Source organism: Pseudomonas sp. WS 5071 (assembly GCF_012985765.1).
In the GTDB taxonomy this organism is placed as follows: Bacteria; Pseudomonadota; Gammaproteobacteria; order Pseudomonadales; family Pseudomonadaceae; genus Aquipseudomonas; species Aquipseudomonas lundensis_A.
This window is the reverse complement of record NZ_JAAQWY010000020.1, coordinates 25,660-50,878: the sequence shown is the minus strand read 5'-3', so window position 1 is coordinate 50,878 and position 25,219 is coordinate 25,660. Positions and strand designations below refer to the sequence as shown.

At 58.4% G+C, this 25,219-nt stretch carries 25 protein-coding genes and 5 tRNA genes; 19 read left to right on the top strand and 11 right to left on the bottom strand.

The genetic code is table 11. From position 1 onward, the window contains the following. Nucleotides 1-24: 24 nt before the first annotated feature. The 6 genes from HBN61_RS13715 (at nucleotide 25) to HBN61_RS13695 (ending at nucleotide 6,007) form a co-directional block, all read left to right on the top strand. The gene (locus HBN61_RS13715) at nucleotides 25-858 is read left to right on the top strand and encodes an inositol monophosphatase family protein (protein ID WP_170046983.1); all 834 of its coding nucleotides are present in this window, start codon (nucleotides 25-27) and stop codon (nucleotides 856-858) included. Between the two features lie 79 nt (nucleotides 859-937). Beyond that, nucleotides 938-2,008 carry an MFS transporter gene (locus HBN61_RS13710; RefSeq protein WP_262498774.1) on the top strand — a complete coding sequence of 357 codons (1,071 nt, stop codon included), beginning with the start codon at nucleotides 938-940 and terminating at the stop codon, nucleotides 2,006-2,008. Beyond that, entirely contained in the window at nucleotides 1,998-2,294 is a 297-nt protein-coding gene (locus tag HBN61_RS22665; protein WP_262498773.1) for a hypothetical protein, read from the top strand. Before HBN61_RS13710 ends, HBN61_RS22665 begins: the two co-directional genes overlap by 11 nt. A gap of 152 nt (nucleotides 2,295-2,446) precedes the next feature. Continuing rightward, nucleotides 2,447-3,205: an oligogalacturonate-specific porin KdgM family protein gene (locus HBN61_RS13705; protein WP_170046982.1), complete on the top strand. Its 759-nt coding sequence runs from the start codon at nucleotides 2,447-2,449 to the stop codon at nucleotides 3,203-3,205. A gap of 37 nt (nucleotides 3,206-3,242) precedes the next feature. After that, nucleotides 3,243-4,547, top strand: coding sequence for a histidine-type phosphatase (locus HBN61_RS13700; RefSeq protein ID WP_170046981.1), 1,305 nt, complete (start codon nucleotides 3,243-3,245; stop codon nucleotides 4,545-4,547). 149 nt (nucleotides 4,548-4,696) lie between these two features. Then, the gene (locus tag HBN61_RS13695) at nucleotides 4,697-6,007 is read left to right on the top strand and encodes a histidine-type phosphatase (RefSeq protein ID WP_094993832.1); all 1,311 of its coding nucleotides are present in this window, start codon (nucleotides 4,697-4,699) and stop codon (nucleotides 6,005-6,007) included. A 36-nt stretch (nucleotides 6,008-6,043) separates the two neighbouring features. Here HBN61_RS13695 and HBN61_RS13690 read toward each other — a convergent pair whose 3' ends face one another. After that, complete coding sequence (locus tag HBN61_RS13690; RefSeq protein ID WP_170046980.1) at nucleotides 6,044-6,805, bottom strand: FadR/GntR family transcriptional regulator; 762 nt, start codon at nucleotides 6,803-6,805, stop codon at nucleotides 6,044-6,046. A gap of 239 nt (nucleotides 6,806-7,044) precedes the next feature. On the opposite strand from HBN61_RS13690, the gene HBN61_RS13685 reads away from it, so the two are divergent. The 10 genes from HBN61_RS13685 to HBN61_RS13640 all read left to right on the top strand — a co-directional run bounded on the left by HBN61_RS13685 (nucleotide 7,045) and on the right by HBN61_RS13640 (nucleotide 16,092). Beyond that, nucleotides 7,045-7,785: an SDR family oxidoreductase gene (locus HBN61_RS13685; RefSeq protein ID WP_169966022.1), complete on the top strand. Its 741-nt coding sequence runs from the start codon at nucleotides 7,045-7,047 to the stop codon at nucleotides 7,783-7,785. Between the two features lie 38 nt (nucleotides 7,786-7,823). Further along, nucleotides 7,824-8,672, top strand: coding sequence for an ureidoglycolate lyase (locus HBN61_RS13680; RefSeq protein WP_094993829.1), 849 nt, complete (start codon nucleotides 7,824-7,826; stop codon nucleotides 8,670-8,672). A gap of 14 nt (nucleotides 8,673-8,686) precedes the next feature. Next, nucleotides 8,687-9,964 (top strand): L-fuconate dehydratase, encoded by a 1,278-nt coding sequence (locus HBN61_RS13675; RefSeq protein ID WP_170046979.1) that lies wholly within the window; start codon nucleotides 8,687-8,689, stop codon nucleotides 9,962-9,964. A 33-nt stretch (nucleotides 9,965-9,997) separates the two neighbouring features. Beyond that, on the top strand, nucleotides 9,998-10,861 hold the full coding sequence (locus HBN61_RS13670) for an amidohydrolase family protein (protein WP_169966026.1): 864 nt from the start codon (nucleotides 9,998-10,000) through the stop codon (nucleotides 10,859-10,861). Beyond that, entirely contained in the window at nucleotides 10,858-11,634 is a 777-nt protein-coding gene (locus HBN61_RS13665; protein ID WP_170046978.1) for an L-fucose dehydrogenase, read from the top strand. Before HBN61_RS13670 ends, HBN61_RS13665 begins: the two co-directional genes overlap by 4 nt. Continuing rightward, on the top strand, nucleotides 11,631-11,999 hold the full coding sequence (locus tag HBN61_RS13660; RefSeq protein WP_094993825.1) for an L-rhamnose mutarotase: 369 nt from the start codon (nucleotides 11,631-11,633) through the stop codon (nucleotides 11,997-11,999). The genes HBN61_RS13665 and HBN61_RS13660 overlap by 4 nt, the downstream gene beginning before the upstream one ends. Before the next feature lie 45 nt (nucleotides 12,000-12,044). Further along, entirely contained in the window at nucleotides 12,045-13,280 is a 1,236-nt protein-coding gene (locus tag HBN61_RS13655; protein WP_170046977.1) for a sugar MFS transporter, read from the top strand. A gap of 46 nt (nucleotides 13,281-13,326) precedes the next feature. Beyond that, nucleotides 13,327-14,634: an MFS transporter gene (locus tag HBN61_RS13650; protein WP_170046976.1), complete on the top strand. Its 1,308-nt coding sequence runs from the start codon at nucleotides 13,327-13,329 to the stop codon at nucleotides 14,632-14,634. A 120-nt stretch (nucleotides 14,635-14,754) separates the two neighbouring features. Beyond that, nucleotides 14,755-15,654 carry an SDR family oxidoreductase gene (locus HBN61_RS13645; protein WP_170046975.1) on the top strand — a complete coding sequence of 300 codons (900 nt, stop codon included), beginning with the start codon at nucleotides 14,755-14,757 and terminating at the stop codon, nucleotides 15,652-15,654. Between the two features lie 168 nt (nucleotides 15,655-15,822). Next, nucleotides 15,823-16,092 carry a hypothetical protein gene (locus tag HBN61_RS13640; protein WP_178088655.1) on the top strand — a complete coding sequence of 90 codons (270 nt, stop codon included), beginning with the start codon at nucleotides 15,823-15,825 and terminating at the stop codon, nucleotides 16,090-16,092. Between the two features lie 31 nt (nucleotides 16,093-16,123). Here the strand turns inward: HBN61_RS13640 and HBN61_RS13635 are convergent. After that, nucleotides 16,124-16,200 (bottom strand) — tRNA-Arg (locus tag HBN61_RS13635). 356 nt (nucleotides 16,201-16,556) lie between these two features. On the opposite strand from HBN61_RS13635, the gene HBN61_RS13630 reads away from it, so the two are divergent. Further along, nucleotides 16,557-16,793, top strand: a complete 237-nt coding sequence (locus HBN61_RS13630) for a hypothetical protein (RefSeq protein WP_170046974.1) — start codon at nucleotides 16,557-16,559, stop codon at nucleotides 16,791-16,793. A gap of 18 nt (nucleotides 16,794-16,811) precedes the next feature. Then, nucleotides 16,812-16,991 (top strand): PA3371 family protein, encoded by a 180-nt coding sequence (locus HBN61_RS13625; protein ID WP_170046973.1) that lies wholly within the window; start codon nucleotides 16,812-16,814, stop codon nucleotides 16,989-16,991. Here HBN61_RS13625 and phnN read toward each other — a convergent pair. After that, nucleotides 16,983-17,561, bottom strand: a complete 579-nt coding sequence (gene phnN, locus HBN61_RS13620) for a phosphonate metabolism protein/1,5-bisphosphokinase (PRPP-forming) PhnN (RefSeq protein WP_170046972.1) — start codon at nucleotides 17,559-17,561, stop codon at nucleotides 16,983-16,985. The genes HBN61_RS13625 and phnN overlap by 9 nt on opposite strands. 363 nt (nucleotides 17,562-17,924) lie before the next feature. Between phnN and HBN61_RS13615 the strand changes: the two genes are divergently transcribed. Continuing rightward, nucleotides 17,925-18,251 carry an Arc family DNA-binding protein gene (locus HBN61_RS13615; RefSeq protein ID WP_047276944.1) on the top strand — a complete coding sequence of 109 codons (327 nt, stop codon included), beginning with the start codon at nucleotides 17,925-17,927 and terminating at the stop codon, nucleotides 18,249-18,251. A 116-nt stretch (nucleotides 18,252-18,367) separates the two neighbouring features. On the opposite strand, the gene mgtE is transcribed toward HBN61_RS13615, so the two are convergent. The 8 genes from mgtE to alaS form a co-directional block, all read right to left on the bottom strand. Further along, on the bottom strand, nucleotides 18,368-19,810 hold the full coding sequence (mgtE, locus tag HBN61_RS13610; RefSeq protein ID WP_047276945.1) for a magnesium transporter: 1,443 nt from the start codon (nucleotides 19,808-19,810) through the stop codon (nucleotides 18,368-18,370). A gap of 441 nt (nucleotides 19,811-20,251) precedes the next feature. Further along, nucleotides 20,252-20,328 (bottom strand) — tRNA-Arg (locus HBN61_RS13605). Nucleotides 20,329-20,398: 70 nt separating this feature from the next. Beyond that, nucleotides 20,399-20,475: transfer RNA gene (locus tag HBN61_RS13600), tRNA-Arg, on the bottom strand. 69 nt (nucleotides 20,476-20,544) lie between these two features. After that, nucleotides 20,545-20,621 (bottom strand) — tRNA-Arg (locus HBN61_RS13595). A gap of 107 nt (nucleotides 20,622-20,728) precedes the next feature. Continuing rightward, nucleotides 20,729-20,819 (bottom strand) — tRNA-Ser (locus tag HBN61_RS13590). A gap of 61 nt (nucleotides 20,820-20,880) precedes the next feature. Then, entirely contained in the window at nucleotides 20,881-21,069 is a 189-nt protein-coding gene (csrA, locus tag HBN61_RS13585) for a carbon storage regulator CsrA (RefSeq protein WP_003175645.1), read from the bottom strand. Nucleotides 21,070-21,256: 187 nt separating this feature from the next. Further along, the gene (locus HBN61_RS13580) at nucleotides 21,257-22,492 is read right to left on the bottom strand and encodes an aspartate kinase (protein ID WP_094993818.1); all 1,236 of its coding nucleotides are present in this window, start codon (nucleotides 22,490-22,492) and stop codon (nucleotides 21,257-21,259) included. A gap of 83 nt (nucleotides 22,493-22,575) precedes the next feature. Next, on the bottom strand, nucleotides 22,576-25,194 hold the full coding sequence (gene alaS / locus HBN61_RS13575; protein WP_094993817.1) for an alanine--tRNA ligase: 2,619 nt from the start codon (nucleotides 25,192-25,194) through the stop codon (nucleotides 22,576-22,578). Nucleotides 25,195-25,219: the final 25 nt, after the last annotated feature.

Below are 25,219 nucleotides of genomic sequence, written 5' to 3'. Positions count from 1 at the left end.
GTGTGCAAACTTGAGGATGTCAGCATGCCCAACAGTCTCTCTGCCCTTCTGCCGCCCGAATCGCTCGACCTCGACGAGCGTTACCGGCACGCCCAGCGCATCGCCGTGCAGGCGGCTCAGTTGGGGCTCGACTACTACCGCCAGCGCGCCAGCCTTGAGGTCAGCCACAAAGCAGGCGTGGGGCAAGACGTGGTCAGCATCGCGGACCGCGAACTGGAAGACTTCATCAAACAGCAACTGACTGAACATTTCCCCCAGGACGGTTTTCTGGGTGAAGAAACCGGCGGCAGCGAGTTGCAGGCACGCTGCATCTGGGTGGTTGACCCGATTGATGGCACCAGCTGCTTCGTGAACGGTTTGCACACCTGGTGCGTGTCGATTGGCCTGCTGGTCGATGGCGAACCGTGGCTGGGCGCAGTCGCTGACGCCAACCATGACGAGTTGTTTCACGCGTGCCGGGGCCATGGCGCCTTTGTGAACCAGACCCGCATCGAAGTGAACCCTGCCACTGACCTGACGCAGGGCGTAACCGGTGTCGGTACCTCTCACCGACGCGGCAAAGAGCACTTTTTGCCTTTTCTCAAGCAGCTACTGGATGAAGGCGGCATGTTCATTCGTAACGGTTCGGGGGCCTTAATGATTGCCTATGTCGCCGCAGGACGCCTGCTGGGCTACTACGAAACCCACATCAACAGTTGGGATTGCCTCGCCGGGTTGGTGCTGGTGCGCGAAGCAGGCGGGCAATGCAGCGACTTTCTACGCGACGGCGGCCTGACCGAGGGCAATCCGTTATTGGTGGCCGCACCACAGCTCTACCCGGCGCTGGCGAACCTGATAGGTCCCTCGCTAACGGCTTGATACATTGCGTTGCCTGACCTGGAACCGGCCGTGCCTGCAAGGCGCGGACTGAAAAACAATAAACAGGAAACCTTGCACCATGACTTCTCTGCTCAATGCCTTTAAGGCTGCGCCTGCCCGGCAAGGACCGGCTACCCCGGATATGGATCGGTTCAAGCGGTTGCGCTGGCAAACCTTTCTGTCGATGTCCCTGAGTTACGCGCTGTTCTACGTCTGCCGCCTGTCGTTCAACGTGGTCAAGCCCGCACTGGTCGCTAACAACCTGCTCAACCCCACCCAACTGGGCATCATCGGCTCGGCGCTGTTTTTTGCCTACGCCATCGGCAAACTGGTCAACGGGTTTCTGGCCGACCACGCCAACGTGCGCCGCTTCATGATGCTGGGCCTGCTGCTCAGCGCCATCGTCAACGCCTGCATGGGCCTGACCACCAATACTGTCATTCTGACTTTGATCTGGGGCCTGAACGGTTGGGCGCAGTCGATGGGCGTCGGACCGTGCGTGGTCTCGCTGTCACGCTGGTACAGCGACAAGGAACGCGGCACATTTTATGGCTTCTGGTCGATTGCCCACAGCCTGGGCGAGGCGTTGACCTACGTGGCCGTGGCCGCCGTGGTGGTGACGTGGGGTTGGCAATATGGCTACGGGCTGGCGACCTTGATGGGGCTGGCCGGGCTGGCACTGATTTTCTTTTTCATGGCCGACTCGCCGCAAAGCTGCGGTTACCCACCCGTGCACCATGAAGCGCAAACACCCACACCCGACCACTCGCCCGCCCCCAGCATCTTCAGCAAACAATTGGCCCTGCTGAAAAACCCGGCCCTGTGGCTGCTGGCACTGGCGTCTTGCCTGATGTACATCGGTCGTTACGCAGTGATCTCCTGGGGGGTGTTTTTTCTGGAGAACGCCAAGGCCTACAACACCCTGAGCGCCTCAACCCTGATTTCCATCACCGGGGTGTTCGGCATCATTGGCACCGGGCTCAGCGGCTTGATCTCCGACCGTTTCTTCAACGGCAAACGCAATGCATTGGCAATGATATTCGGCTTGATGAACACCCTGTCACTGAGCGCTTTCCTGTTCGTCCCCGCCGGGCACTACTGGCTGGACGCGGTTTCGATGATGTTTTTTGGGCGGGCTCATGGCCACTGACATTGCGGCCAAAAGTGCTGCGGGTGCCGCATTGGGCATGATTGGCATCGCCAGTTACGCAGGGGCCGCCGCCGGGGAAATTCTCACCGGGGTGTTGATCGAACACGGCACCACCGTGCTCGGTGATGGCAGCAAGGCCTACGACTTCCAGACGCTGTCAATTTTCTGGGTCAGCGCCTCCCTGATCTCAGTCCTGATGACGGCCCTGTTTGCCCTGCACTTGCAAAAACGCCAGCCGCCGACTTTGCCAAAGCGCGAAGAAACCCTGGTGCCTGTGCAGCCCTAACAGCCTGTTGATTTTGAAACAAAAAGTGACATACCCCTGAAACATTCACCCTGCATAGTTGGCAAATGCCAGCAAGGAGTTGTGTTAACCAAGCCCTGACACCCCCTCGTATTTGTCTTGGATCTAACAACAACAATAAATGAGCTAACAAGATGACTAACCCATTGAATACGCCCCAAAATGCACACGTGTGCAAACCTGCACTGAACAAAGGATTGCTGGCCGCCCTGTGCTTCACCGCGATGGAAGGTGGCCTGTTGTTAATGCCGGCGGCCGTTCAGGCGCTGGAACTGGATTACCAACACCAGTACAACGAAAAGGAACGCGATCACACCGACAAGGTGATGATCACCCAGGCACTGGATAACGGCCTGGCGTTCTCTTTCCAGTTCGTCGCCAGCCCGGCCGAGAAGAGCAATGGCCAGCCGGGTCAGCCGTTTGAACACATGACCAAGGACTCCCTCAAGGGCAAGGTCAAGTACTCGCACAAACTCACCAAGCATTTGAAATTCAAACCCAAGTTCACCTATTCACAAGGCAAAGATAAAAAGTCCTACAAACCTGCACTGAAGTTCCCGTATGAACTGGGTTACGGCTTCTCAGCCACGCCCGGCTACTACTACAAAGTCACGACCTACAAAAACGGCAACGAAACCAAACGCGACAACGTCTGGTCGCTGGGTGGCAAATACAAGACCGAGCACATGTCCATCGGCGTGGCGCGCAAAGAGATCTACAGCAACCAGATCGCCTTCGATGGCAAGAAACGAAACTACAGCAACAAGCTGTATATCGACTACAAGCTGACCCACTCTTTCACCCCGTACGTTGAAGTGGCGGACGTCTACGTCGACAAAAACACGGACGAGCGTCAGGCCCGCTATCGCGTGGGCTTCAAATACAAATTCTGACCGCGTCCCGCCCTTCAAACCTTGCTGGAGACTGTGAATGAACGTTTCTCTCTCACACTTTGCCCGTCTGGGCGCCCCGCTATTGAGCGTCGCTTTGAGCCTGACCACACCGTTGACGGCATACGCTCAGGACAATGGCCACTACGTGCTTGAAAAAGCCGTGCAAGTCAGCCGCCATGGCATTCGTCCGCAAACCGACACCGCCAAACTGGTAGACGCCACTCAACGCCAGTGGCCCACCTGGCTGGTGCGCGATGGCGAACTCACTGGCCACGGCTATCTGGCCACCAGTTTGATGGGCGCCTGGCAAGCCGAACAGTATCGTCAGGCCGGTTTGCTGCCAGCGGGCTGCCCAAAAGACGGCACGCTATACGCGGTTTCGAGCCCAAAACAACGTACCCGCGCCACCGCAGCGGCGTTGATGGACGGCATGTTCCCCGGCTGCGGCGAGAAACCCAATGCCAGCGCACAGTCCCACGATCCGCTGTTTCAGACTGACAAGATGGACTTCGCCCGCGTCGATCCGGCCATCGCCAAAGCTGAAATCCTCAAAGCGCTGGGCGGCGACCTGCAAGCTGCAAAGGCCCGCCTGAAACCCGATATGGACTTGCTCAAAGCCGCCGCGTGCATTGAGGGCAAACCGTGCCCGTTCTACGACGCTGAATGGGTCATCAAGCAAAACGATGAGGGGCGCCTGAAAATCAAAGGGCTGGACAAGGCCTCCTCCCTGGGCGAAACCTTCCGCCTGCAATACAGCGAGGGCAAACCCTTGAACGAGGTGGCGTTCGGTCACGCGGCAGACGCCAAACAGGTGATGGCGCTGACCCGTTTGCACCGCGCCAAATATGACTTCGTCAACGACACGCCACACATCGCCAAACGCGGCGGTTCGCAACTCATGAACCAGCTGCGGCTGGCGCTGGAGCAAGGCACGCCACTGGAGCAGGCCGATCCGCTGGGCAATCCACCTGCGGCACCGTTGCTGGTGATCGTGGCCCATGACACCAACCTCTCGCAATTGCGCACCATGCTCGGGTTTCACTGGACGCTGGGCGAGTACCAGCCGGGCAATATCCCGCCCACCGGCACCCTGGCATTTGAACGTTACCGCGACGCAGACAGCGGCGAGCGCTTCATTCGCACCACGTTCGTGACGCAAAGCCCGGATCAAATGCGCAATCTCACGCCATTGACAGCCGACAACACGCCACTGCAAACCGACTTCAATATGCCGGGCTGCAAACTCACCCGCGTGGGCACCCTATGCCCACTCAACGATTTTGCCGAGCACCTGAATAAGGCCATCGACCGCACAGCCCTGACCGCGTATCGCTATCCCTGACGACGGTGGCGCAGGCTGCGACGCGTCGTTGCCTGCGCCAGCGCACACAAATGCCGCGCATCCTATTTCGGCCGACTAAACTCTGTCGCCAATTGTGTCCTGGATGAACCAGCAGGTTCCCCTGCGCAGCGTTGCCAAAAGGAAATCTCATGAAACACTCTGCGTTCTCTGTCTCCCGCCTCGCCCTGGCCCTGCTTTTGGGCAGCGCCCTGAGCCCTGCCGCCTTCGCCCAAACGCCCAGCAGTGATGGCTATGTGCTGGATAAAGTGGTTCAAGTCAGTCGCCACGGGGTACGTCCACCCACCGAGTCCAATGAAAAGCTGTTGACCCATGTCACCCAGCGGCAATGGCCGACCTGGTTGGTGCCCTTGGGTGATCTGACCGGCCATGGTTACAGCGGGGCCGTGGAAATGGGCCGCTATCGCGGTGCGGTTCTGCGCAACGCGGGGCTGATTCCCGCGGGCTGTCCAGACGCCAAACACCTGCTGGTACACGCCAGCCCGCTGCAACGTACCAAAGCCACGGCCCAAGCCCTGCTCGACGGCATGTTCCCGGGCTGCGGCTTCCAGCCGACCTACGTAGCGGGCAAACAGGACGCCCTGTTTCAGGCCAATGAAATGAGCTTCGCCGCCCTCAACCCCGAAAAGGCCAAGGCACAAATTCTCAAGGCGTTGGGCGGCAGCGTCGAGGCGGCCCAAAAGCGTTACGCCCCCTTTGAACACACCCTGCGTGAAATCACGTGTTTGCCTGACGCCAATTGCCCATACGGGCAGGAACCCTGGAAGCTGGTGCAGAACGAGAAAGGCCGGTTTTCAATCAAGGGCCTGAGCGCGGGCGCCAACATGGGTGAAGTGTTCCGTCTTGAATACAGTCAGGGCCTGCCGCTGGAGAAGGTCGCGTTCGGCCATGCCCGCACGCCCGCTGAAGTGTCGAGCCTGATGGTGCTGACCAAAGCCAAATATGACTTTCTTAATGACATCCCGTACATCGCCAGCCGGGGCGCCTCGGAGCTGATGAACCAGATTTCACTGGAACTCAAACAAGGCACGGCACTGGCCGCCAAAGACGCCACTGGCGCTCCGCCTGACGTACCGCTGATGCTGTTGGTGGCCCACGACACCAATATTTCTTACTTGCGCACCATGCTTGGTTTTGGCTGGAAGCTGGGCGACTACCTCGAAAACAACATCCCGCCCGTGGGCACGTTGCAGTTCGAACGTTACAAGGAAGTCAAAACCGGCGACTACTTCCTGCGCATCGCCTTTGAAGCACAGTCGATGGATCAGATCCGCAACCTGACGCAACTGCAAGGCCAGGCCAAACCGCTGAACAGCGACTTCAAAAGCGCCAACGACTGCCGCACCACAAGCGTCGGTTTGCTGTGCCCGCTCAAAGACGCAATGGCGACTGTCGAGCGAAACATTGACCCGACAGCGCTCACGCCTTACAGCTTCCAATAAGCCGTCACTCAACGCGGCAGGCGCAATGCCTGCCGCTTATTGCCCGTTACGACTGAAGATGCGGATCACTTCGTCCAAGTGGTCGGCCATTGCCTGACGCGCGCCTTGTGCGTCGTGCTGCTCCAGGGCGTGCAGAATAGTGCGGTGCTCGTCTTCGGAACGGTGCGGCATGTCGCCCGAGGTGTAATGGCTTTGCAGGCGCTGGAACAGGCTGCCGTAACGGTGACCCAACAAATGCTGAATCATCAGTGCGTACGCCGGGTTGTCAGATGCTTGTGCAATCCGGATATGAAACAGGCGGTCGCCGGGGTGGGTATGCGAGCCTTCGCGGTTGTCTTGGACGTTGCGCTCGAACGCTTCACGAATCCCGGCCAGTTCTTCATCGCTGGCATTCAGTGCGGCCAGTGCCGCGGCTTCGGGCTCAATCAGGCGACGGGCCTGTAGCAAGGCGAACGGCGGGATCTCTGCGCTGAAATCCACGTCGATACCCAGTTCCGGGTCCAGCTCTTGCCACTGATTGCGCGTGACTTGCCGCATCACCGGTTCATCCGATACGGGTTTGGTCGGCGGCTCACACACCAAAACGCCATTGCCTACGCGAACATCCACCAGCCCGATCACTTCCAGCGCAATCATCGCTTCACGCACCGATGCGCGACTTACCCCCAGCAACTTGGCCAATTCGCGTTCGGCGGGTAAACGGCTGCCAGGCGGAAATTCTCCGCTGTCGATCAGGGCACGCAATTGATCTGCGATCTGTCGGTAAAGCCGTTGGTTATCAATCACTTGAAATGGCATATCAATTGTTGTCCTGCTCAATTCCATGCGCTGCACACCACAGCGCCGTCAAAAAGGCGCTTGTTGCTACGCAACGTGCGTGCTACAAAAGGTTCAATGGCCTGACCATTGGATGGGTCTCGTAGTGCGATCATAACGCAAAGCGTGCTCCAAACCTTGTGCGGTTTGCCAGTTGCTACGCCCCCAATAGCCTGACCATTGGACCAAATAACAATAATGAACAGAGTTACGGAGTTTCCATGGATCTTTCCGGCAAACGCGTCCTCATCACGGCAGCAGCCCAGGGTATCGGCCTGGCCAGTGTGCAGGCCTACCTCGCCGCTGGCGCCGAGGTCTTCGCCGCCGATATTAATGCCGACGCCCTCGACACGCTGAAAGGCGCGCGCACACACCTGCTCGACGTCACCGACCCACACGCCATTGAACGCCTCGCCGCCGAGCTGGGGCCGCTGGACGTGCTGTTTAACTGCGCGGGCGTGGTGCACAGCGGCAACATCCTCGACTGCAACGAAAAGGACTGGGCCTTCGCCCTCGACCTGAACGTCACGGCCATGTACCGCATGATCCGCGCCTTTCTCCCGGCGATGCTGACACACGGCGGGGGGTCGATCATCAACATGGCCTCGGTGGCGTCCAGCATCAAAGGCGTGCCCAACCGCTTCGCCTACTGCGCCAGCAAAGGGGCAGTGATTGGCTTGACCCGTGCCGTAGCGGCCGACTTCGTCAGCCAGAACATTCGCTGCAACGCCATTTGCCCTGGCACGGTGGACTCCCCTTCCCTGCGCCAGCGCATCACTGAACAGGCCCTGCGCGAGCACCGCAGCGAAGACGAGGTGTACGCCGCGTTTGTCAGCCGCCAGCCCATGGGCCGCATCGGTTCGGCGCAAGAAATCGCGCAACTGGCGTTGTACCTCGGGTCGAGCGCCAGCGGTTTCACCACCGGCACAACGCAAATCATTGATGGCGGCTGGAGCAACTAGCCCCCCGCTGCAACCCCCTTTCCTTTCAAGGAGCTTTTATGAAACTGCTGCGCTATGGCGAAAAAGGCCAGGAACGTCCTGCATTGCTGGATGACAACGGTGAGCTGCGGGATTTGTCTGCGGTAGTCACGGACATTGCCGGCCAAACCTTGAGCCCCGACAGCCTGAACCGCCTGCGGGACATCGACCCCACCTCGCTGCCCCGCGTTGCGGGCTCGCCGCGCCTGGGTGCGTGCGTCGGTCAGGTCGGAAAATTCATTTGTATTGGTCTCAATTACGCCGATCACGCTGCCGAAACCGGCGCACCGATTCCGGCCGAGCCCGTGGTGTTCGGCAAATGGACCAGCGCTATTGTCGGCCCCAACGATGACATTGAAATCCCGCGCCATTCGCGCAAGACCGACTGGGAGGTGGAACTGGGCGTGGTCATCGGCAAGGGCGGCCGTTACATCAGCGAAGCCGACGCGCTGGAGCATGTGGCCGGGTATTGCGTCATCAACGATGTGTCCGAGCGTGAGTTCCAGCTGGAGCTGGGCGGCACCTGGGACAAGGGCAAAGGGTGCGACACGTTCGGTCCACTCGGCCCGTGGCTGGTGACCCGTGATGAAATCCCCGACCCGCACCAACTTGACCTGTGGCTGGAAGTGGACGGCAAGCGTTATCAAAACGGCAATACACGGACGATGATTTTTCAGATCCCGAGAATCATCAGCTACCTGAGCCAATTCATGAGCCTGCAACCCGGCGATGTGATTTCCACCGGCACCCCGCCCGGCGTCGGGCTGGGCATCAAACCCGAGCCCGTGTACCTGCGCGCCGGCCAGCAGATCCGCCTGGGCATCAGTGGCCTCGGTGAACAAAACCAACGCACGGTAAATGCCGACTGACAGGGAGTTGCGCCATGACCACCATTACCGACGTACGGGTTGAAGACATTCGCTTCCCCACTTCGCAATCGCTGGACGGCTCCGATGCGATGAACCCCGACCCGGATTATTCCGCGGCCTATGTCATCCTCGAAACCGACACCCCCGGGCTTGAAGGCCACGGGCTGACGTTCACCATCGGCCGCGGCAATGAAATCTGCTGTGCCTCGATCAAGGCGCTGGCGGGCCTGCTGGTGGGGTTGAAGCTGGACTGGATCGCTGAGGACATGGGCCGTTTCTGGCGCCATGTCACCAGCGACAGCCAACTGCGCTGGATCGGCCCGGACAAGGGCGCCATCCACTTGGCCACCGGCGCCGTGGTCAACGCCGCGTGGGATTTGTGGGCCAAGGCTGAAGGCAAACCGGTGTGGCGCCTGGTAGCCGACATGAGCCCCGAGCAACTGGTGCGCTGCATCGACTTTCGCTACCTCACCGATTGCATTACCCCTGACGAGGCCCTGAGCCTGCTGCGCGAGCGCGCCGAGGGTAAGGCCGATCGCATGGCACTGCTCCAGGCCCACGGCTACCCCTGCTACACCACCTCAGCCGGCTGGCTGGGTTACGCCGACGACAAGCTGCGGCGCCTGTGCCAAGAAGCGGTGGACGCAGGGTTTTCCCACGTCAAATTAAAAGTCGGGCATGACGTGCAAGATGACATCCGCCGCGTGCGCATCGCCCGCGAGGTATTGGGGCCGGATCGCAAGTTGATGATTGATGCCAACCAGGTGTGGGAAGTCGACACTGCCATTGACTGGGTGCGCGAATTGTCCTTCGCCAATCCGTGGTTTATTGAAGAACCCACCAGCCCGGACGACGTCGAAGGTCATCGAAAAATTCGCCTGGGCGTCGCCCCGGTCAAAGTAGCCACCGGCGAGATGTGCCAGAACCGCATCGTATTCAAGCAATTGATCATGCGCGAAGCCATCGACGTGGTGCAGATCGATGCCTGCCGACTGGGCGGGGTTAACGAAGTGCTGGCAGTGATGCTGATGGCAGCCAAGTACGACTTGCCGGTGTGCCCGCACGCGGGCGGAGTTGGGCTGTGCGAATACGTGCAGCACTTGTCGATGATTGATTACCTGTGTATCGCAGGCACCCACGAAGGGCGGGTGGTGGAGTTTGTCGATCACCTGCATGAACACTTCGAAGACCCCTGTGTAATCCGCGATGCGGCGTATATGCCGCCGCAGGCACCGGGGTTTTCGATTCAGATGAAGGCCGCCTCCCGCGAGCACTATCGCTACCGGGGTTGAACCACAGTCATCAGCGGACGGAGTACAACAACAATGTCGTCCCGACACTCACTTCGGCTGGACGCTCACCAGCATTTCTGGCGCTACGATGCGGCCAGTTACCCGTGGATTACCCACGACATGCCGCGCCTGCGCGGGGATTTTCAGCCCGCGGATTTGCGTCCCTTGCTGGACCGGGCCGGGTTTGACGGCTGTATTGCCGTGCAGGCCCGCGGCTGCCCAAGCGAGACCGACCACCTGCTGCACCTGGCCGGGCAGTATCCGTGGGTGCGGGCCGTGGTGGGGTGGGCCGACCTGCGCTCGATCACCCTTGAGGCGTCACTTGAGCGATGGGCACAGGCCAGCACATTGCGCGGCTTCCGTCATCAGCTGCAAGACGAGCCAGTGCCCGCCACGTTGATGCAGGACGCGGCGTTTAACCGCGGTCTCAGCACGTTGCAAGGCAAAGGCTACGTGTATGAGGTGCTGATCAAAGCGCGGGATCTGCCTGCCGCGACACAGTGGTGCCAACACCACGACCGGCATCATCTGGTGCTCGATCATCTGGGCAAGCCCGACGTCCGTGCCCGCGACGTGCAGGCGTGGCGGCAACAGCTCGCGCCACTGGCTGCACTGCCCCATGTCAGTTGCAAACTGTCGGGGCTGATGACCGAGGCGGATTGGCAAACCGGACACAGCGCGCCGCTACTGCCCTACCTGCACACTGCGCTGGAGCTGTTTGGCGCCGATCGACTGATGTTCGGCTCTGACTGGCCGGTGTGCCTGCTGGCCAGCGAGTATGCAGGCACTTGCGCCTTGGTTGAGCAGGCCTTGCAGCCACTCAGCGCGTCTGAACAGGCAGCCATTTGGGGCGGCACCGCGTGCCGTGTCTACGGGATTGAAGGAGTTAACCCATGAATCTTTACCTGCAAGACAAGGTGTTTATCGTCACCGGTGGCGGTTCGGGGATTGGCGCGGCCATTTCATTGGGGCTGGCCGATGAAGGCGCGATCCCGGTGATTTTTGGCCACAGCCCGTTACCGGATGAGCTGGCGCGGGCACTGGACCAGCGTCAGGCGCAAAGCCTGTTCATTCAAGTGGAGTTGCGCGACGAGGACGCCTGCCGCGCCGCAGTGGCCCAGGTGCTGGCGCGTTTCGGACGTATCGACGGGCTGGTGAACAATGCCGGGGTCAATGACGGCGTAGGACTGGAGGCCGGGCGTGCGGGCTTTGTCGAGTCGCTGGAAAAAAACCTCATCCACTATTACGTCATGACCCATTTGTGCGTGGATGCCCTCAAAGCCAGCCGCGGGGCCATCGTCAACATCAGTTCCAAAACCGCGCTTACCGGTCAGGGTGGCACCAGTGGCTATACCGCCGCCAAAGGGGCGCAGCTGTCACTGACCCGGGAATGGGCCACCGCGCTGCGCAATGATGGGGTACGCGTCAACGCAGTGGTTCCAGCCGAGGTGATGACGCCGTTGTACGAGCGCTGGATCGACACCTTTGCCGACCCCAAGGCCAAACTGGCCAGCATCGTCGAGAAAATTCCCTTTGGTCAGCGAATGACAAGCGCCGAAGAAATTGCTGACAGCGTGCTGTTCTTGCTGTCGTCCCGGTCTTCCCACACCACGGGACAATGGCTGGTGGTCGACGGCGGTTACACCCACCTGGACCGGGCGCTGACATGAACGCACAACGCCACTGCCTGGCCCTTGACCTGAAAGACGACCCGGCGCTGATCGCGCAATACGAAGCCCTGCATCGGCAGATCTGGCCGCAGATCAGCCAGCACCTGCTCGCTCACGGAGTACTGGACATGCAGATCTGGCGACTGGGCACGCGGCTGTTCATGGTCATGGACACCGCCCCCGGATTCGATGCCCACGCGTTTGCCCGCGCGCAGGCCAGTGACCCTGACGTGCAGGCATGGGAGGCGCTGATGTGGCGTTTTCAGCAGCCCACACCGTGGACGGCCGAGCACCAGAAGTGGACACCGATGACGCAGATTTTCAGCCTGCAGGCGACCGAAACAGGCGAAGCGCAACACGTTTAAACACAAGGCAACGACATCACAACAACAATAAGCAGGAGATGCGTTATGTCACTCAAGCATTCCACCGTTGCAGCGTCGCCCCGTCTGGCGGCGGCTTCTTCCTATCGCCGGGCACTGATACTGGTGACGTGCCTGTTTTTTTTGTGGGGCCTGTCCTACGGCTTGCTGGATGTGTTGAACAAGCACTTTCAGGACACGCTGCACGTCAGCAAGGCGCAGTCCGGGCTGCTGCAGAGCGCCTATTTCGGCGCGTACTTTCTAATCGCCCTGCCCGCCGGTTTTTTGATGGATAAATACGGTTACAAGGCGGGAATTCTTCTCGGCCTGTGCCTGTATGCCATCGGCGCGTTGCTGTTCATGCCCGCCGCATCGGCGCAGAGTTTCCCGTTTTTTCTGTTTGCCCTGTTCGTGATCGCATGCGGTCTTGGCTGCCTTGAAACAGCCGCCAACCCCTACGCCACCGTATTGGGTGCACCCGAAGGCGCCGAGCGGCGCTTGAATCTGGCGCAGTCATTCAACGGGCTGGGCCAGTTTTTTGGCCCGCTGATTGGCGGCGCGCTGTTCTTCGGCGGTGCCAGCCATCTCGAATCCACCCAATCGCTGCAGATGACATACCTGGTGATCGCCGGCCTGGTATTGCTGGTCGCGCTGCTGATCGGCCGCACCCCGCTGCCGGATTTGCGCGAACAGGAAAACGCCGTGCAACAACGCAGTGACAAAACCCTGTGGCAGCATCGCGAATTCGTCACCGGGGTCATCACTCAATTTTTTTATGTCGGCGCGCAGGTCGGGGTCGGGGCATTCTTCATCAACTACGTCACGGAGCATTGGGCGCAGATGAGTAGTCAGCAAGCCGCCTACCTGCTGTCGGTGGCAATGCTCAGTTTCATGTTCGGGCGTTTCTTCAGTACTTGGCTAATGGGCCGGGTCAATGCCCAGCGCCTGCTGCTGATCTATGCATTGATTAATACCGCGCTGTGCGCGGTGGTGGTCAGCGGCCTGGAAGGCGTGTCGGTGATCGCACTGGTGGCCACGTTCTTCTTTATGTCGATCATGTTTCCGACCTTGTTTGCCATGGGCGTGAAAAACCTTGGTCCGCACACCAAGCGCGGCAGCTCGTTCATGATCATGTCCATTGTCGGCGGCGCGTTGCTGCCCTACGTGATGGGGCTGGTGGCCGACCACTCTTCAACCGCACTGGCGTATCTGCTGCCGATGGGGTGTTTTTTGATTGTCGCGGTCTACGCCCGCCGTGCATTGCGCAGCCCGCAGCCCCACTGACACCCGATGTTGTTGCACTCCACAAAAACAATAACCGGAGTTCTGCATGTCCAATCCCGCCTTGAAACAAGCCTTGAGCAAGATCCGCTGGCGCATCCTGCCGTTTGTGGCGCTGATGTTCGCCATGGCCATCATTGACCGCTCCAATATCGGGTTCGCCAAACATGCCTTCCAGGCCGACACCGGCCTGAGCAACGCAGCATTTGCACTGGGGGCCGGGATTTTCTTTATCGGTTATGCGGTGTTTGAAGTCCCCAGCAACTTGATGCTGCACAAGATCGGCGCCCGCGTCTGGTTGAGCCGGATCATGGTCACGTGGGGGCTTGTCTCCGCGGCCATGATGTTTGCTCATGACGAAACCAGCTTCTACATCCTGCGTTTCTTGCTAGGTGTGGCTGAGGCAGGTCTGTCGCCGGGGGTGGTGTTGTATTTGACCTACTGGTTCCCGCAAAACCAGCGCGGTTCGGCGTATGGCATTTACTACTTCGGCGTACCGCTTTCGCTGATGATCGGCGGCCCGGTCTCGGGCTGGTTGCTGGAGAGCAGCCAGTTTGGGCTGACCGGCTGGCAATGGATGTTTGTGACAGAAGGATTGGCTGCATCCGTGATCGGGGTGATTGCGTTCTTCTACCTCAATGACCGTCCACGTGATGCGAAGTGGTTGAACATCGAGGAAAAAGCCGCGATTGAGCAAGCACTGGAGACAGAACAGCGGCAAAAAGCCAATCAAGGCCCTTCATCCTGGCGCGCCGCCCTGATCAACCCTGCCGTGCTGTATTTCACGCTGATCTACTTCACGATTCAGGTCAGTGTGTACGGCGTCCTGTTTTACCTGCCGACGCGAATTGCCGAGCTGCTGGGCACCGTGATCGGGCTGCAGGTGGGCGCGCTAACCTCCATTCCGTGGATTGCCACAGTGTGCATGCTGTACGCGGTGACACGACGTGCCGACCGCAAAGGCCAGCAAACCCGCTATGCCGCCTGGATGTTGGGGCTAGCAGCGCTGGGCATGGTGGGTTCGACGCTCAGCGCCAGCCTGCCGCTGGTGATCCTGGCGTTTTGCCTGGCTGCGTCGGGCTTTATCACCGTGCAACCGCTGTTCTGGACCCTGCCAACCCGACTGCTGAGCGGCGCAGCGGCTGCCAGTGGCATTGCGGTGATCGGCGCGCTGGGCAATCTGGGCGGTTTTCTGGCACCGACCGTGAAAACGTTTGTGGAGCAGCACTTCGACAACCCCCATGCGGGCATGTACTTCCTGGCCGGGACGGCCTTACTGGGCGCACTGATGCTCTTACGCACCAGCAAGACCAGCACTGGGTCAGCGCAACAGGGGGTGCCCGCAGCCACCCGCTGAATACCAGCACGGGGGACAGGCGCCTGAAAATCCGATTGAACGATCAAACCCTGCTCCAACTCCGATTTTTTGAGAGGCGCAACAGCGCTTGTACTTTCAATCGGAGCTGGAGCAGCCCACATGACGACCGAAAACCAGTACGCAATGCAGAACCCGGTGACGCAATACCCTCAGCCGGGCTTCCCCGAACAACCGCAACCGGCTCCCGGTTCAGTGCACAAATTACAGCCCCACGCCGACCATGGCGAAACGTCGTACAAAGGTTTTGGACGGTTAGCGGGCCGCAAGGCGCTGATTACCGGGGCTGACTCGGGTATCGGCCGCGCCGTAGCTATTGCCTACGCCCGCGAAGGCGCGGACATCGTGCTGAACTATTTGCCCGAGGAAGAAGCGGACGCCCGGGACGTGGTCGCGTTGATCGAGGCCGAAGGTCGCAAGGCCATTTGCATACCTGGCGACTTGTCCCAAGAAGCGTTTTGCCTGGAGCTGGTGAGCCAAGCTGTCAAAGGCTTGGGCGGGCTGGATATTCTGGTGAACGTCGCAGGTAAACAAACTGCGCAAAAAGCCATTGCCGACCTGACCACCGAGCAGTTTGACGCAACCTTCAGAACCAACGTCTACGCATTGTTCTGGCTGTGCAAAGCCGCGCTGCCGCACTTGCCGGCCGGTGCCACCATCGTTAACACGACGTCGATTCAGGCCTATCAGCCGTCGGAAACGTTGCTCGACTACGCGCCGACCAAATCAGCAATTGCGGCGTTTACCAAAGCGCTGGCCAAACAGGTGATCGGCCAGGGCATTCGCGTCAATGCCGTGGCACCCGGCCCGTTCTGGACACCGCTGCAACCCAGCGGTGGGCAGCCTCAGGAAAAAATCCCTACCTTCGGCGCCGAAACTCCAATCGGCCGAGCAGGACAACCGGCCGAGTGCGCGCCGATTTACGTACTGCTGGCCAGTCAGGAGTCGAGCTACATCACGGGTGAGATCTTCGGCATTACCGGCGGGACCTCCATTGCGTAATGGCATGACACGTTAAAACGCGAACAGGGCCGCCCGGTGCGGCCCGACCGCTGAAACGTGCACAGGTATCGCGGTCGGGGTCACGGGTGGGTTACATTCAATTCTGGTTGTAACAAAAACAACAGCCCATTCTTCAAATAAGGGTCAACCGTGAATACCAATCAAAAACTGCGAACCTTCGACCGCATCCGTGACGCGGTACTGCCGCAATACCGCGAACGGGTGGCCGAATACCTGACGAGGTACGAAGACGTGCTTCACGACAGCCATGCATGCCCTGACGCTCAACGCACCGCGGCCAATCAATTAATGGGGTATATACGCGGCCTGAACACCACACGCGTGTTGGGCATGGCGGACCTTGAAGAACTGGAACGCCGCATCACCGAATCTTGGCTAAAACAAGCCGAGCTCGAAGGGCAGGAGGAAAAAATTTGAAGGGGAAAGACTGAAAGGCAATGACGTGAAATGGTGTCCCAGGCGGGGTTCGAACCTGCAACCTTCCCCTTAGGAGGGGGATGCTCTATCCAATTGAGCTACTGAGACTGATCACGCGTACCACGCACAGGGTGCGGTGTGCAGGTCGGCGAGCATGTTAACGGCGATACCGTGATTTGTCATGTCGTCCGTTGGCTTTTTACGTGTAAGGGCCTTAAGGCCCGGTAGACAGGGCAACCGCCAGGATAGCGTGCAAAACACGCTAAAGCAGCGTGCAGGACTGCATCATCCCTGCCATCGTGCAATTTGCATTGCAGCAAAAAGGCTTCATTGCAATTTGCAACTCACGCACCTTAAAAACTGATACTAAATGACTGTTTTACAAGGCTTTTATAGGTATCCTGCGTTGGCACGAAGACTGCAATCACAACAGTATTAAGTCCATGCCCTCAGAGATGACCGCCATGAACAGCACACTGATCCTGTTGAATGCACTCGCGCTGGCCGTTCTGGTCTTTTTTCAATTCCAACCCGATGAGGCGTCTGGTCAACAGAGCGCTGAGATTGCGGGTACGTATAAACCCCACTCGCCATTGCCACAGTTGGCGGTGATGACTCCAGATCAAAGCGGCACACCTCACCTGACCGCCGAGCACCCTGCGCAGACGCAAGCGGTTCAGGGCGACAGCTGGGTTTTCTAAAGAGAGCTTTAACGAATCATGTCCAAAATTGCATTTGGCTTTTTGATGTTGGCGCTGGCCAGTCTGGCGCTGGATATATTTATCCCTAATGGGGATCTGGGCGACGCGCCATTGTTCGCCGCCGCTACGTTCTTCGGCTGTTGGCTGCTGGCGTTGCTAGTAGGACGCCGGATCAAGTTCGACCCGCAATTACGCTGAGGCCGGGTAGTCCACGCCGTGATCAATCAAGGCCAGCAAGCCTTGCACCGCCACGGTCAAGCTGCCGGAGTTATCGAGCACTTTAATAGCCTCAGCCTCATGGCGTGGCATGCCTTCAAGAAATAACTCATTACGCTGCAACCGTTGCCGGATTTGCTCAGGCGTTTCGCGGCCCCGTTTGAGCAGCCTTTCGTGCAAAACCTCTGTGCTCACACACAACATGACTGCCACTAAATCGGGATAGCGCTGACGGGCCTGCTCCAGATGCGCGCGCGAACCGTTCACCAGTACATGGCGACCCTGGCGCAGGTAGTCATCCAGTAGCGTGGTAATCCCGTAGCTGAGGCCATGCGCCTGCCAGTGCAAGGCAAAGGCGCCCTGCTCTTTGAGCGCCTCAAACGCTTGGGCTGAAACACCCTGCGCGTCCTCCCCCACGGATTCGGCTGAGCGCGTGATGACACGCCGCATCACCTCACAACCCCGCTCGGCCAGAGAATGACGGGCCGCTTCGATCAGGCTGTCTTTGCCCGAACCAGAAGGCCCCATCAAATAGATCAAGTTGCCTGGCATCTGCGACCCCCTTCTGCTGTTGATCTTTTAAGTCCGGGCACTGCCCTCTCACGGTTTAAGTGAGGGTTGCAGCTGGATCTTCCAAACAATTTGCGTGGTAATTGCTTTGTATGAGGCGTTTCAGATGAATGGAGCCCAGTACCGCTATCAAACGCAGTGCGCATTTCTGATAATCGCTACTGGCAAAAAGCCTGTATCCGGTTCAATATTTGTCACAGAATTGACGCCAGGGAAGTGGCTAATTTGAGGCATGATGCCGGCCTCTTAGCAATTCAGGTTGAACATTTGGCCCCAAAGATGGTCTTAAAACACATCCTGCGGCCAATCCCGAGAACCGCTCCCCTGAACTAACCGGTTAACTATATGCGCCCATTGAAACAGGCTATTTATTCCAGCCGTACGGCTGACAAGTTCGTAGTGCGCCTGCCAGACGGAATGCGCGAGCGCATTGCCGAGGTGGCACGTAATCACCATCGCAGCATGAACTCAGAAATCATTGCCCGCCTGGAACAGAGCCTCATCCAGGAAGGCGCTTTGGGCGACGAGCCCGCATTGCGCCTCGACAGCCCTGAGCTCTCGATGCATGAACGCGAGTTGTTGCAACGCTTCCGCCAGCTGTCACATCGTCAACAAAATGCGCTGGTTTCACTGATTGCACACGATGTCGAAATGGCATCCGACGCCTCGTGATCTAGACGCCTTTTCAAAAAAGCCAGCCTTGTGCTGGCTTTTTTGTGGGCGGCCCGAACGCAGCAAGCAGTCACAAAAACGGCTTGATCGACACAGTCAGATCAAGCCGTTGGTGACTAGAGCAGGAAGATCGTGGCCAACCCCAGGAAGATGAAGAATCCGCCACTGTCAGTTACCGCGGTAATCATCACACTGGCACCCATGGCCGGGTCACGGCCCAACCGGGCCAGCGTCATCGGGATCAATACCCCCATCAATGCTGCCAACAACAAGTTGAGGGTCATGGCAGCGGTCATCACCACTCCCAGCGACCAACTGCCGTAGAGCAGATAGGCCACTACACCGATCACACCACCCCACACCAGACCGTTAATCAAGCCCACCGCGAGTTCTTTGCGCATCAGACGCGACGTGCTGCCTGTGTTCACTTGGTCCAGCGCCATCGCCCGCACGATCATGGTGATGGTCTGGTTACCGGAGTTGCCGCCAATGCCCGCCACAATAGGCATCAGGGCTGCCAGTGCCACCAGCTTTTCAATCGAACCTTCAAACAACCCAATGACCCGCGACGCAAGAAACGCGGTGATCAGGTTAATCGCCAGCCAAGCCCAACGGTTGCGCAGGGATTTCCAGACAGACGCGAAAATGTCTTCCTCTTCGCGCAAACCCGCCATGTTGAGAACTTCGGTTTCGCTTTCTTCACGGATCAAGTCGACCATTTCATCGATGGTCAAACGACCGATCAACTTGCCGTTCTTGTCGACCACCGGAGCCGAGATCAAGTCGTACCGCTCAAATGCCTGCGCCGCATCGTAGGCGTCTTCATCCGGATGGAAACTCACCGGATCGCTGGCCATCACTTCGGACACCTGTTTTTCAGGGTCATTTACCAGCAGGCGCTTGATCGGCAGCACGCCTTTGAGCGCACCGTCGTAATCCACCACAAACAACTTGTCGGTATGGCCCGGCAGCTCCTTGAGACGCCGCAGGTAACGCAGAACCACTTCAAGGCTGACGTCTTCGCGGATGGTCACCATCTCGAAGTCCATCAGGGCGCCGACCTGATCCTCGTTATAGGACAACGCGGAGCGAACGCGCTCACGCTGCTGGCCGTCAAGGGTTTCCATCAGTTCATGGACGACGTCTCGCGGCAGCTCGGGGGCCAGGTCAGCAAGTTCGTCAGCGTCCATCTCCTTGGCTGCTGCCAGGAGCTCGTGATCGTCCATGTCGGCGATCAGGGTTTCTCGAACCGAGTCCGACACTTCAAGCAGGATGTCGCCGTCGCGGTCAGCCTTGACCAACTGCCAGACCGTCAGACGGTCATCCAGAGGCAACGCTTCAAGAATGTAAGCAACGTCGGCGGAGTGCAGGTCTTCCAGCTTGCGCTGGAGCTCAACGAGATTTTGCCGGTGGACCAGGTTTTCGACCCGATCATGGTGATGGCCTTCCTGACGATGTGTCAGGTCTTCGACCACACGCTGGCGGTTAAGCAGTTCAATCACTTGCGCAAGACGGCTTTGCAGGCTGTCTTGAGTCTTTTTTACTTCAACTTCGGTCATAGGCGAACTCCACTCCCAGCAGCAGGGCACGCCGGAAGGATCAATCAGTCAATTCATGATTGGTAAAGCGGGATGCTGAATTACTACTGGGTAAGTCCATGGAGGTATTCCACAAGCCCCGGCGGGGCTGACGGGCGCAATCATACACGGCTTAAAAAATTAATGACGTTAAAAATCTCGGGGATAACAAATGCTTGCGATCAGGCGAAGCTCAATGCTCGCGAGACTGAATCTGCGACGCCGGATTCAAGGAAGAGAACACACGTGCACGCTAAAAACCGTTCAAGCGCGGCATGCTCTTTAACAGACAGCCCGGGAGCGGGTTAATTCCTGATTGATTGAGGGTGTATCCGCACAAGGCGCAATCCAGTCAAACACGCCAGAAGTATGTCAAATCTCAGACAGCAAAAAGCCCGCTTTAAAGGCGGGCTTTTTGGTGTTTGGTGCACTCGACAGGATTCGAACCTGTGACCGCTCGGTTCGTAGCCGAGTACTCTATCCAGCTGAGCTACGAGTGCAAGGTGTGTTTGTTAGACCAGACCACCCTGGTTGAAGCCAAGTTAACCGCCGAAGCAACTAACTCTTAAATGGTGCACTCGACAGGATTCGAACCTGTGACCGCTCGGTTCGTAGCCGAGTACTCTATCCAGCTGAGCTACGAGTGCAAGTTGTGTTTGTTAGACCAGACACCCTGGTTGAAGCCAAGTTAACTACCGAAGCAACTAACTCTTATATGGTGCACTCGACAGGATTCGAACCTGTGACCGCTCGGTTCGTAGCCGAGTACTCTATCCAGCTGAGCTACGAGTGCATTTGAAGCTGCGTATTATAGACCGTTGAATCTCTCTGCCAAGTGTTTTTTTCAATAAATTCAACAACTTACTGAAACGGCTAGATTCTAACGTTCTACATGAATAATGGCGGAGAAGGGGGGATTCGAACCCCCGACACCCTTTTGAGATGTACTCCCTTAGCAGGGGAGCGCCTTCGGCCACTCGGCCACCTCTCCGCAACACGGGGCGTATAATAACCAGCCTTTTCCCCGTATGCAACCAAAAACTTAAATAAAATTAAAGACTTGGTTCTTCGTCCTTTTCTTTCTTGATCCGCAGGTAGATTTCCTCCCGGTGCACGGCCACTTCTTTGGGGGCATTCACACCGATTCGCACTTGGTTTCCTTTGACGCCGAGCACGGTCACAGTAATTTCACCGTCGCCTATGATCAGGCTTTCTGCGCACCGGCGAGTCAAAATCAGCATAGCTTTCTCCTCACGCTATTCATTCAGGGACAACAGTCTGCAAAAAAAAAGGGCTTCGGCCTACTAGCTAAACAGCTATAGCCCGACGCGCCTTAAGTATTGACCAACATGACGAAACAAGAGGCCTTCGTTCACATTTATCAAAAAAACAAAGGGCGCGGATCAACCACGCCCTTTGGGCAACGCATTACTCACCCTGTCGGGCAGGCGCGTCCAATTCAAAAGCGGTGTGCAAGGAGCGTACTGCCAGCTCCAGGTATTTCTCTTCTATCACCACCGACACTTTGATCTCGGAGGTCGAGATCATGAGGATGTTGATGTTCTCTTTAGCCAACGACTCAAACATGCGGCTGGCCACACCAGCGTGCGAGCGCATACCCACACCCACGATCGACACTTTGGCGATCTTGGTATCGCCGACCACTTCACGCGCACCGATCTCACGCGCCGTGTTTTCCAGCACGGTCTGCGCCGCGCTGTAATCGTTGCGGTGCACGGTGAAGGTAAAGTCGGTGGTGTTATCGTGTGCCACGTTCTGCACGATCATGTCGACTTCAATGTTGGCCGCGCTGATCGGGCCCAGAATCTTGAACGCCACGCCCGGGGTGTCTGGCACGCCACGGATGGTCAGCTTGGCTTCATCGCGATTGAACGCGATACCAGAAATGATCGGCTGTTCCATGGATTCCTCTTCATCAATAGTAATGAGGGTGCCAGGACCCTCCTTGAAGCTGTGCAATACGCGCAGCGGAACGTTGTACTTGCCGGCGAACTCGACCGCACGGATCTGCAACACCTTGGAGCCCAGGCTGGCCATTTCCAGCATTTCTTCGAAGGTGATCTTCTCCAGACGTTGAGCTTGCGCCACCACACGCGGGTCGGTGGTGTAGACACCATCGACATCGGTGTAGATCTGGCACTCGTCAGCCTTCAGCGCAGCCGCCAGCGCCACACCCGTCGTATCAGAGCCGCCACGGCCCAACGTGGTGATGTTGCCCTGCTCGTCCACGCCCTGGAAACCGGCGACCACAACCACACGCCCGGCCTTGAGGTCTGCGCGAATCTTCTGATCGTCTATTTTCAGGATGCGGGCTTTGGTGTGAGAGCTGTCGGTGAGGATACGCACCTGGCTGCCGGTGTAGGACACCGCGGGCACGCCCCGCTTGTTCAGCGCCATGGCCAACAAGCCAATGGTCACTTGCTCGCCGGTAGAAACGATGACATCCAGCTCGCGCGGCAACGGCTGATCGCTGATCTGTTTGGCCAGATCGATCAGGCGGTTGGTTTCGCCACTCATTGCCGACAATACAATCACCAGGTCATTGCCGGCTTCGCGGAACTTCTTAACTTTATCGGCGACCTGTTCGATTCGTTCGACAGTGCCGACCGAGGTGCCTCCGAATTTCTGTACGATCAAAGCCATTTCAAAGCAGCCTCAGCCCCTAAAGGGCGCCCATTTATCATTCAAACGACGCGCCGCCACTAGACAGCGGCGCGTTCTGGACCTCAGATACCCTGTTCGACAAATGGCACAGTCAGGGCTAACGCGGCGTCCAGAGCAGCAGCATCTACACCGCCACCTTGCGCCATGTCCGGGCGACCACCGCCCTTCCCGCCCACTGCCGCAGCGGCCTGCTTCATCAAATCACCGGCTTTGAGTTGGCCGGTCAGGTCTTTGGTTACGCCTGCAACCAGTACGACCTTGTCTTCGTAAACTCCACCCAGCAGGATCACTGCGCGGCCGAGCTTGTTCTTCAGCTGATCCACCAGCGCCAGAAGCGCCTTGCCATCCTGACCGTCCAGGCGAGCGGTCAAGACTTTCACGCCTTTGATGTCCACAGCCGACGCCGACAGATCGTCGCCAGCCGCGCTTGCGGCCTTGGCCTGCAATTGCTCCAGTTGCTTCTCCAACTGGCGGTTACGTTCCAGCACCGCCGAGAGCTTGTCGACCAGATTTTCCCGCGACCCCTTGATCAGGTTCGCCGCTTCCTTGAGCTGCTCTTCCGCTGCGTTCAAGTAAGCCAGTGCGCTAGCACCGGTCACCGCTTCAATTCGACGGATACCCGACGCCACGCCGCCTTCGCTGGTGATTTTCATCAGGCCGATATCGCCCGTGCGCTTGGCGTGAATACCGCCACACAGTTCCACGGAGAAATCGCCACCCATGCTCAGTACGCGCACGTTGTCGCCGTACTTCTCGCCGAACAGCGCCATGGCGCCTTTTTGCTTGGCGGTTTCGATGTCGGTTTCTTCGGTTTGTACCGGGGTATTCTTGCGAATCTCGGCGTTGACGATATCTTCGAGGGCTTTGATCTGCTCAGGCTTGATGGCTTCGAAATGGCTGAAGTCGAAACGCATGCGCTGACTGTCAACCAACGAACCTTTTTGCTGAACATGCTCACCCAGCACTTTGCGCAATGCGGCGTGCAGCAAGTGAGTGGCCGAGTGGTTCAACGCCGTCGCGTGACGCACATCGGCATCAACCTGAGCTTCAACCGTTTCGCCAACGTTCAGGCCGCCCTTCGCAACCACGCCGTGGTGCAGGAAGGCACCGCCGGTTTTCGTGGTGTCGCGCACGTCAAAACGCGCAGCACCTGCCTGCAGGTAACCGCAGTCACCCACCTGACCGCCGGACTCAGCGTAGAACGGCGTCTGGTCGAGCACGACTACACCTTCGTCACCTTCATTCAGGGTGTCGACCGACTGACCCTCTTTATAGAGGGCAACCACCTTCGCAGAACCTTGAGTTGCGTTGTAACCGATGAATTCGGTCGGCACATCCACCTTGACCAGGGTGTTGTAGTCCAGACCGAACGAGCTGGCCGAACGGGCACGCACCCGCTGCGCTTCCATTTCGCGTTCGAAACCGGCTTCGTCCACGGTCAGATTGCGCTCACGGGCGATGTCCGCTGTCAGGTCCATCGGGAAACCGTAGGTGTCATACAGCTTGAACACCACGTCGCCCGGCACCACGGTGCCCTTGAGGTCAGCCAGATCCTGCTCCAGGATTTTCAGGCCCTGTTCGAGCGTCTTGGAGAACTGCTCTTCTTCAGCCTTGAGGACACGCTCAATGTTGGCCTGTTCACGCACCAGCTCGGGGAAGCTGGCGCCCATTTCGGCTACCAGTGCAGCCACGATCTTGTAGAAGAAGTTGCCGGTCGCGCCCAGCTTGTTGCCGTGGCGGCAAGCGCGGCGAATGATCCGACGCAGCACGTAGCCGCGACCTTCGTTGGACGGCAATACGCCATCCGCGATCAGGAAGCTGCACGAACGAATGTGGTCCGCCACGACTTTAAGCGAAGCCTGGCCCTCATTGGCGCAACCAATGGCGTCGGCTGCCGCTTTGAGCAGGCTCTGGAACAAATCGATGTCGTAGTTGGAATTGACGTGCTGCATCACCGCACTGATCCGCTCCAGGCCCATGCCGGTGTCCACCGACGGTGCTGGCAACGGATGCAACACGCCATCGGCGGTGCGGTTGAACTGCATGAACACGTTGTTCCAGATTTCGATGTAACGGTCGCCGTCTTCGTCTGGCGAGCCTGGCGGGCCGCCCCAGATTTCGGGGCCGTGGTCGTAGAAAATCTCGGTGCAGGGCCCGCACGGGCCGGTATCGCCCATGGTCCAGAAGTTATCGGACGCGTACGGGGCGCCTTTGTTGTCGCCAATGCGGATCATGCGCTCAGCGGGCACGCCGACGTCTTTGGTCCAGATGTCATAGGCTTCGTCATCGCTGGCGTAGACAGTCACCCACAGCTTGTCCGCTGGCAACTTCAGTACGCCGGTTAGAAAGGTCCAGGCGAAATTGATCGCGTCTTTCTTGAAGTAGTCACCAAAGCTGAAGTTGCCGAGCATTTCAAAAAAGGTGTGGTGACGCGCGGTATAACCGACGTTTTCCAAGTCACTGTTCTTGCCACCGGCACGCACGCACTTCTGGCTGCTGGTTGCACGGGTGTAAGCACGCTTTTCCTGACCCAGGAAGCAGTCCTTGAACTGGTTCATCCCCGCGTTGGTGAACAGCAGGGTCGGGTCGTTATTTGGCACCAAGGAGCTGGAAGGGACACGGGTGTGACCTTGCTCCTCGAAGAAGCGAAGGAAGGCTTCACGGATTTCTGCGCTTTTCATAGGTTCTTCCACGGAGGCTGAGGCC

What these genes read in the sequence shown, in the direction of transcription:
- HBN61_RS13715 (WP_170046983.1), top strand. Translation starts at nt 25, where the DNA reads ATGCCCAACAGTCTCTCTGCCCTTCTGCCGCCCGAATCGCTCGACCTC.
- HBN61_RS13710 (WP_262498774.1), top strand. Translation starts at nt 938, where the DNA reads ATGACTTCTCTGCTCAATGCCTTTAAGGCTGCGCCTGCCCGGCAAGGA.
- HBN61_RS22665 (WP_262498773.1), top strand. Translation starts at nt 1,998, where the DNA reads ATGGCCACTGACATTGCGGCCAAAAGTGCTGCGGGTGCCGCATTGGGC.
- HBN61_RS13705 (WP_170046982.1), top strand. Translation starts at nt 2,447, where the DNA reads ATGACTAACCCATTGAATACGCCCCAAAATGCACACGTGTGCAAACCT.
- HBN61_RS13700 (WP_170046981.1), top strand. Translation starts at nt 3,243, where the DNA reads ATGAACGTTTCTCTCTCACACTTTGCCCGTCTGGGCGCCCCGCTATTG.
- HBN61_RS13695 (WP_094993832.1), top strand. Translation starts at nt 4,697, where the DNA reads ATGAAACACTCTGCGTTCTCTGTCTCCCGCCTCGCCCTGGCCCTGCTT.
- HBN61_RS13690 (WP_170046980.1), bottom strand. Translation starts at nt 6,805, where the DNA reads ATGCCATTTCAAGTGATTGATAACCAACGGCTTTACCGACAGATCGCA.
- HBN61_RS13685 (WP_169966022.1), top strand. Translation starts at nt 7,045, where the DNA reads ATGGATCTTTCCGGCAAACGCGTCCTCATCACGGCAGCAGCCCAGGGT.
- HBN61_RS13680 (WP_094993829.1), top strand. Translation starts at nt 7,824, where the DNA reads ATGAAACTGCTGCGCTATGGCGAAAAAGGCCAGGAACGTCCTGCATTG.
- HBN61_RS13675 (WP_170046979.1), top strand. Translation starts at nt 8,687, where the DNA reads ATGACCACCATTACCGACGTACGGGTTGAAGACATTCGCTTCCCCACT.
- HBN61_RS13670 (WP_169966026.1), top strand. Translation starts at nt 9,998, where the DNA reads ATGTCGTCCCGACACTCACTTCGGCTGGACGCTCACCAGCATTTCTGG.
- HBN61_RS13665 (WP_170046978.1), top strand. Translation starts at nt 10,858, where the DNA reads ATGAATCTTTACCTGCAAGACAAGGTGTTTATCGTCACCGGTGGCGGT.
- HBN61_RS13660 (WP_094993825.1), top strand. Translation starts at nt 11,631, where the DNA reads ATGAACGCACAACGCCACTGCCTGGCCCTTGACCTGAAAGACGACCCG.
- HBN61_RS13655 (WP_170046977.1), top strand. Translation starts at nt 12,045, where the DNA reads ATGTCACTCAAGCATTCCACCGTTGCAGCGTCGCCCCGTCTGGCGGCG.
- HBN61_RS13650 (WP_170046976.1), top strand. Translation starts at nt 13,327, where the DNA reads ATGTCCAATCCCGCCTTGAAACAAGCCTTGAGCAAGATCCGCTGGCGC.
- HBN61_RS13645 (WP_170046975.1), top strand. Translation starts at nt 14,755, where the DNA reads ATGACGACCGAAAACCAGTACGCAATGCAGAACCCGGTGACGCAATAC.
- HBN61_RS13630 (WP_170046974.1), top strand. Translation starts at nt 16,557, where the DNA reads ATGAACAGCACACTGATCCTGTTGAATGCACTCGCGCTGGCCGTTCTG.
- HBN61_RS13625 (WP_170046973.1), top strand. Translation starts at nt 16,812, where the DNA reads ATGTCCAAAATTGCATTTGGCTTTTTGATGTTGGCGCTGGCCAGTCTG.
- phnN (WP_170046972.1), bottom strand. Translation starts at nt 17,561, where the DNA reads ATGCCAGGCAACTTGATCTATTTGATGGGGCCTTCTGGTTCGGGCAAA.
- HBN61_RS13615 (WP_047276944.1), top strand. Translation starts at nt 17,925, where the DNA reads ATGCGCCCATTGAAACAGGCTATTTATTCCAGCCGTACGGCTGACAAG.
- mgtE (WP_047276945.1), bottom strand. Translation starts at nt 19,810, where the DNA reads ATGACCGAAGTTGAAGTAAAAAAGACTCAAGACAGCCTGCAAAGCCGT.
- csrA (WP_003175645.1), bottom strand. Translation starts at nt 21,069, where the DNA reads ATGCTGATTTTGACTCGCCGGTGCGCAGAAAGCCTGATCATAGGCGAC.
- HBN61_RS13580 (WP_094993818.1), bottom strand. Translation starts at nt 22,492, where the DNA reads ATGGCTTTGATCGTACAGAAATTCGGAGGCACCTCGGTCGGCACTGTC.
- alaS (WP_094993817.1), bottom strand. Translation starts at nt 25,194, where the DNA reads ATGAAAAGCGCAGAAATCCGTGAAGCCTTCCTTCGCTTCTTCGAGGAG.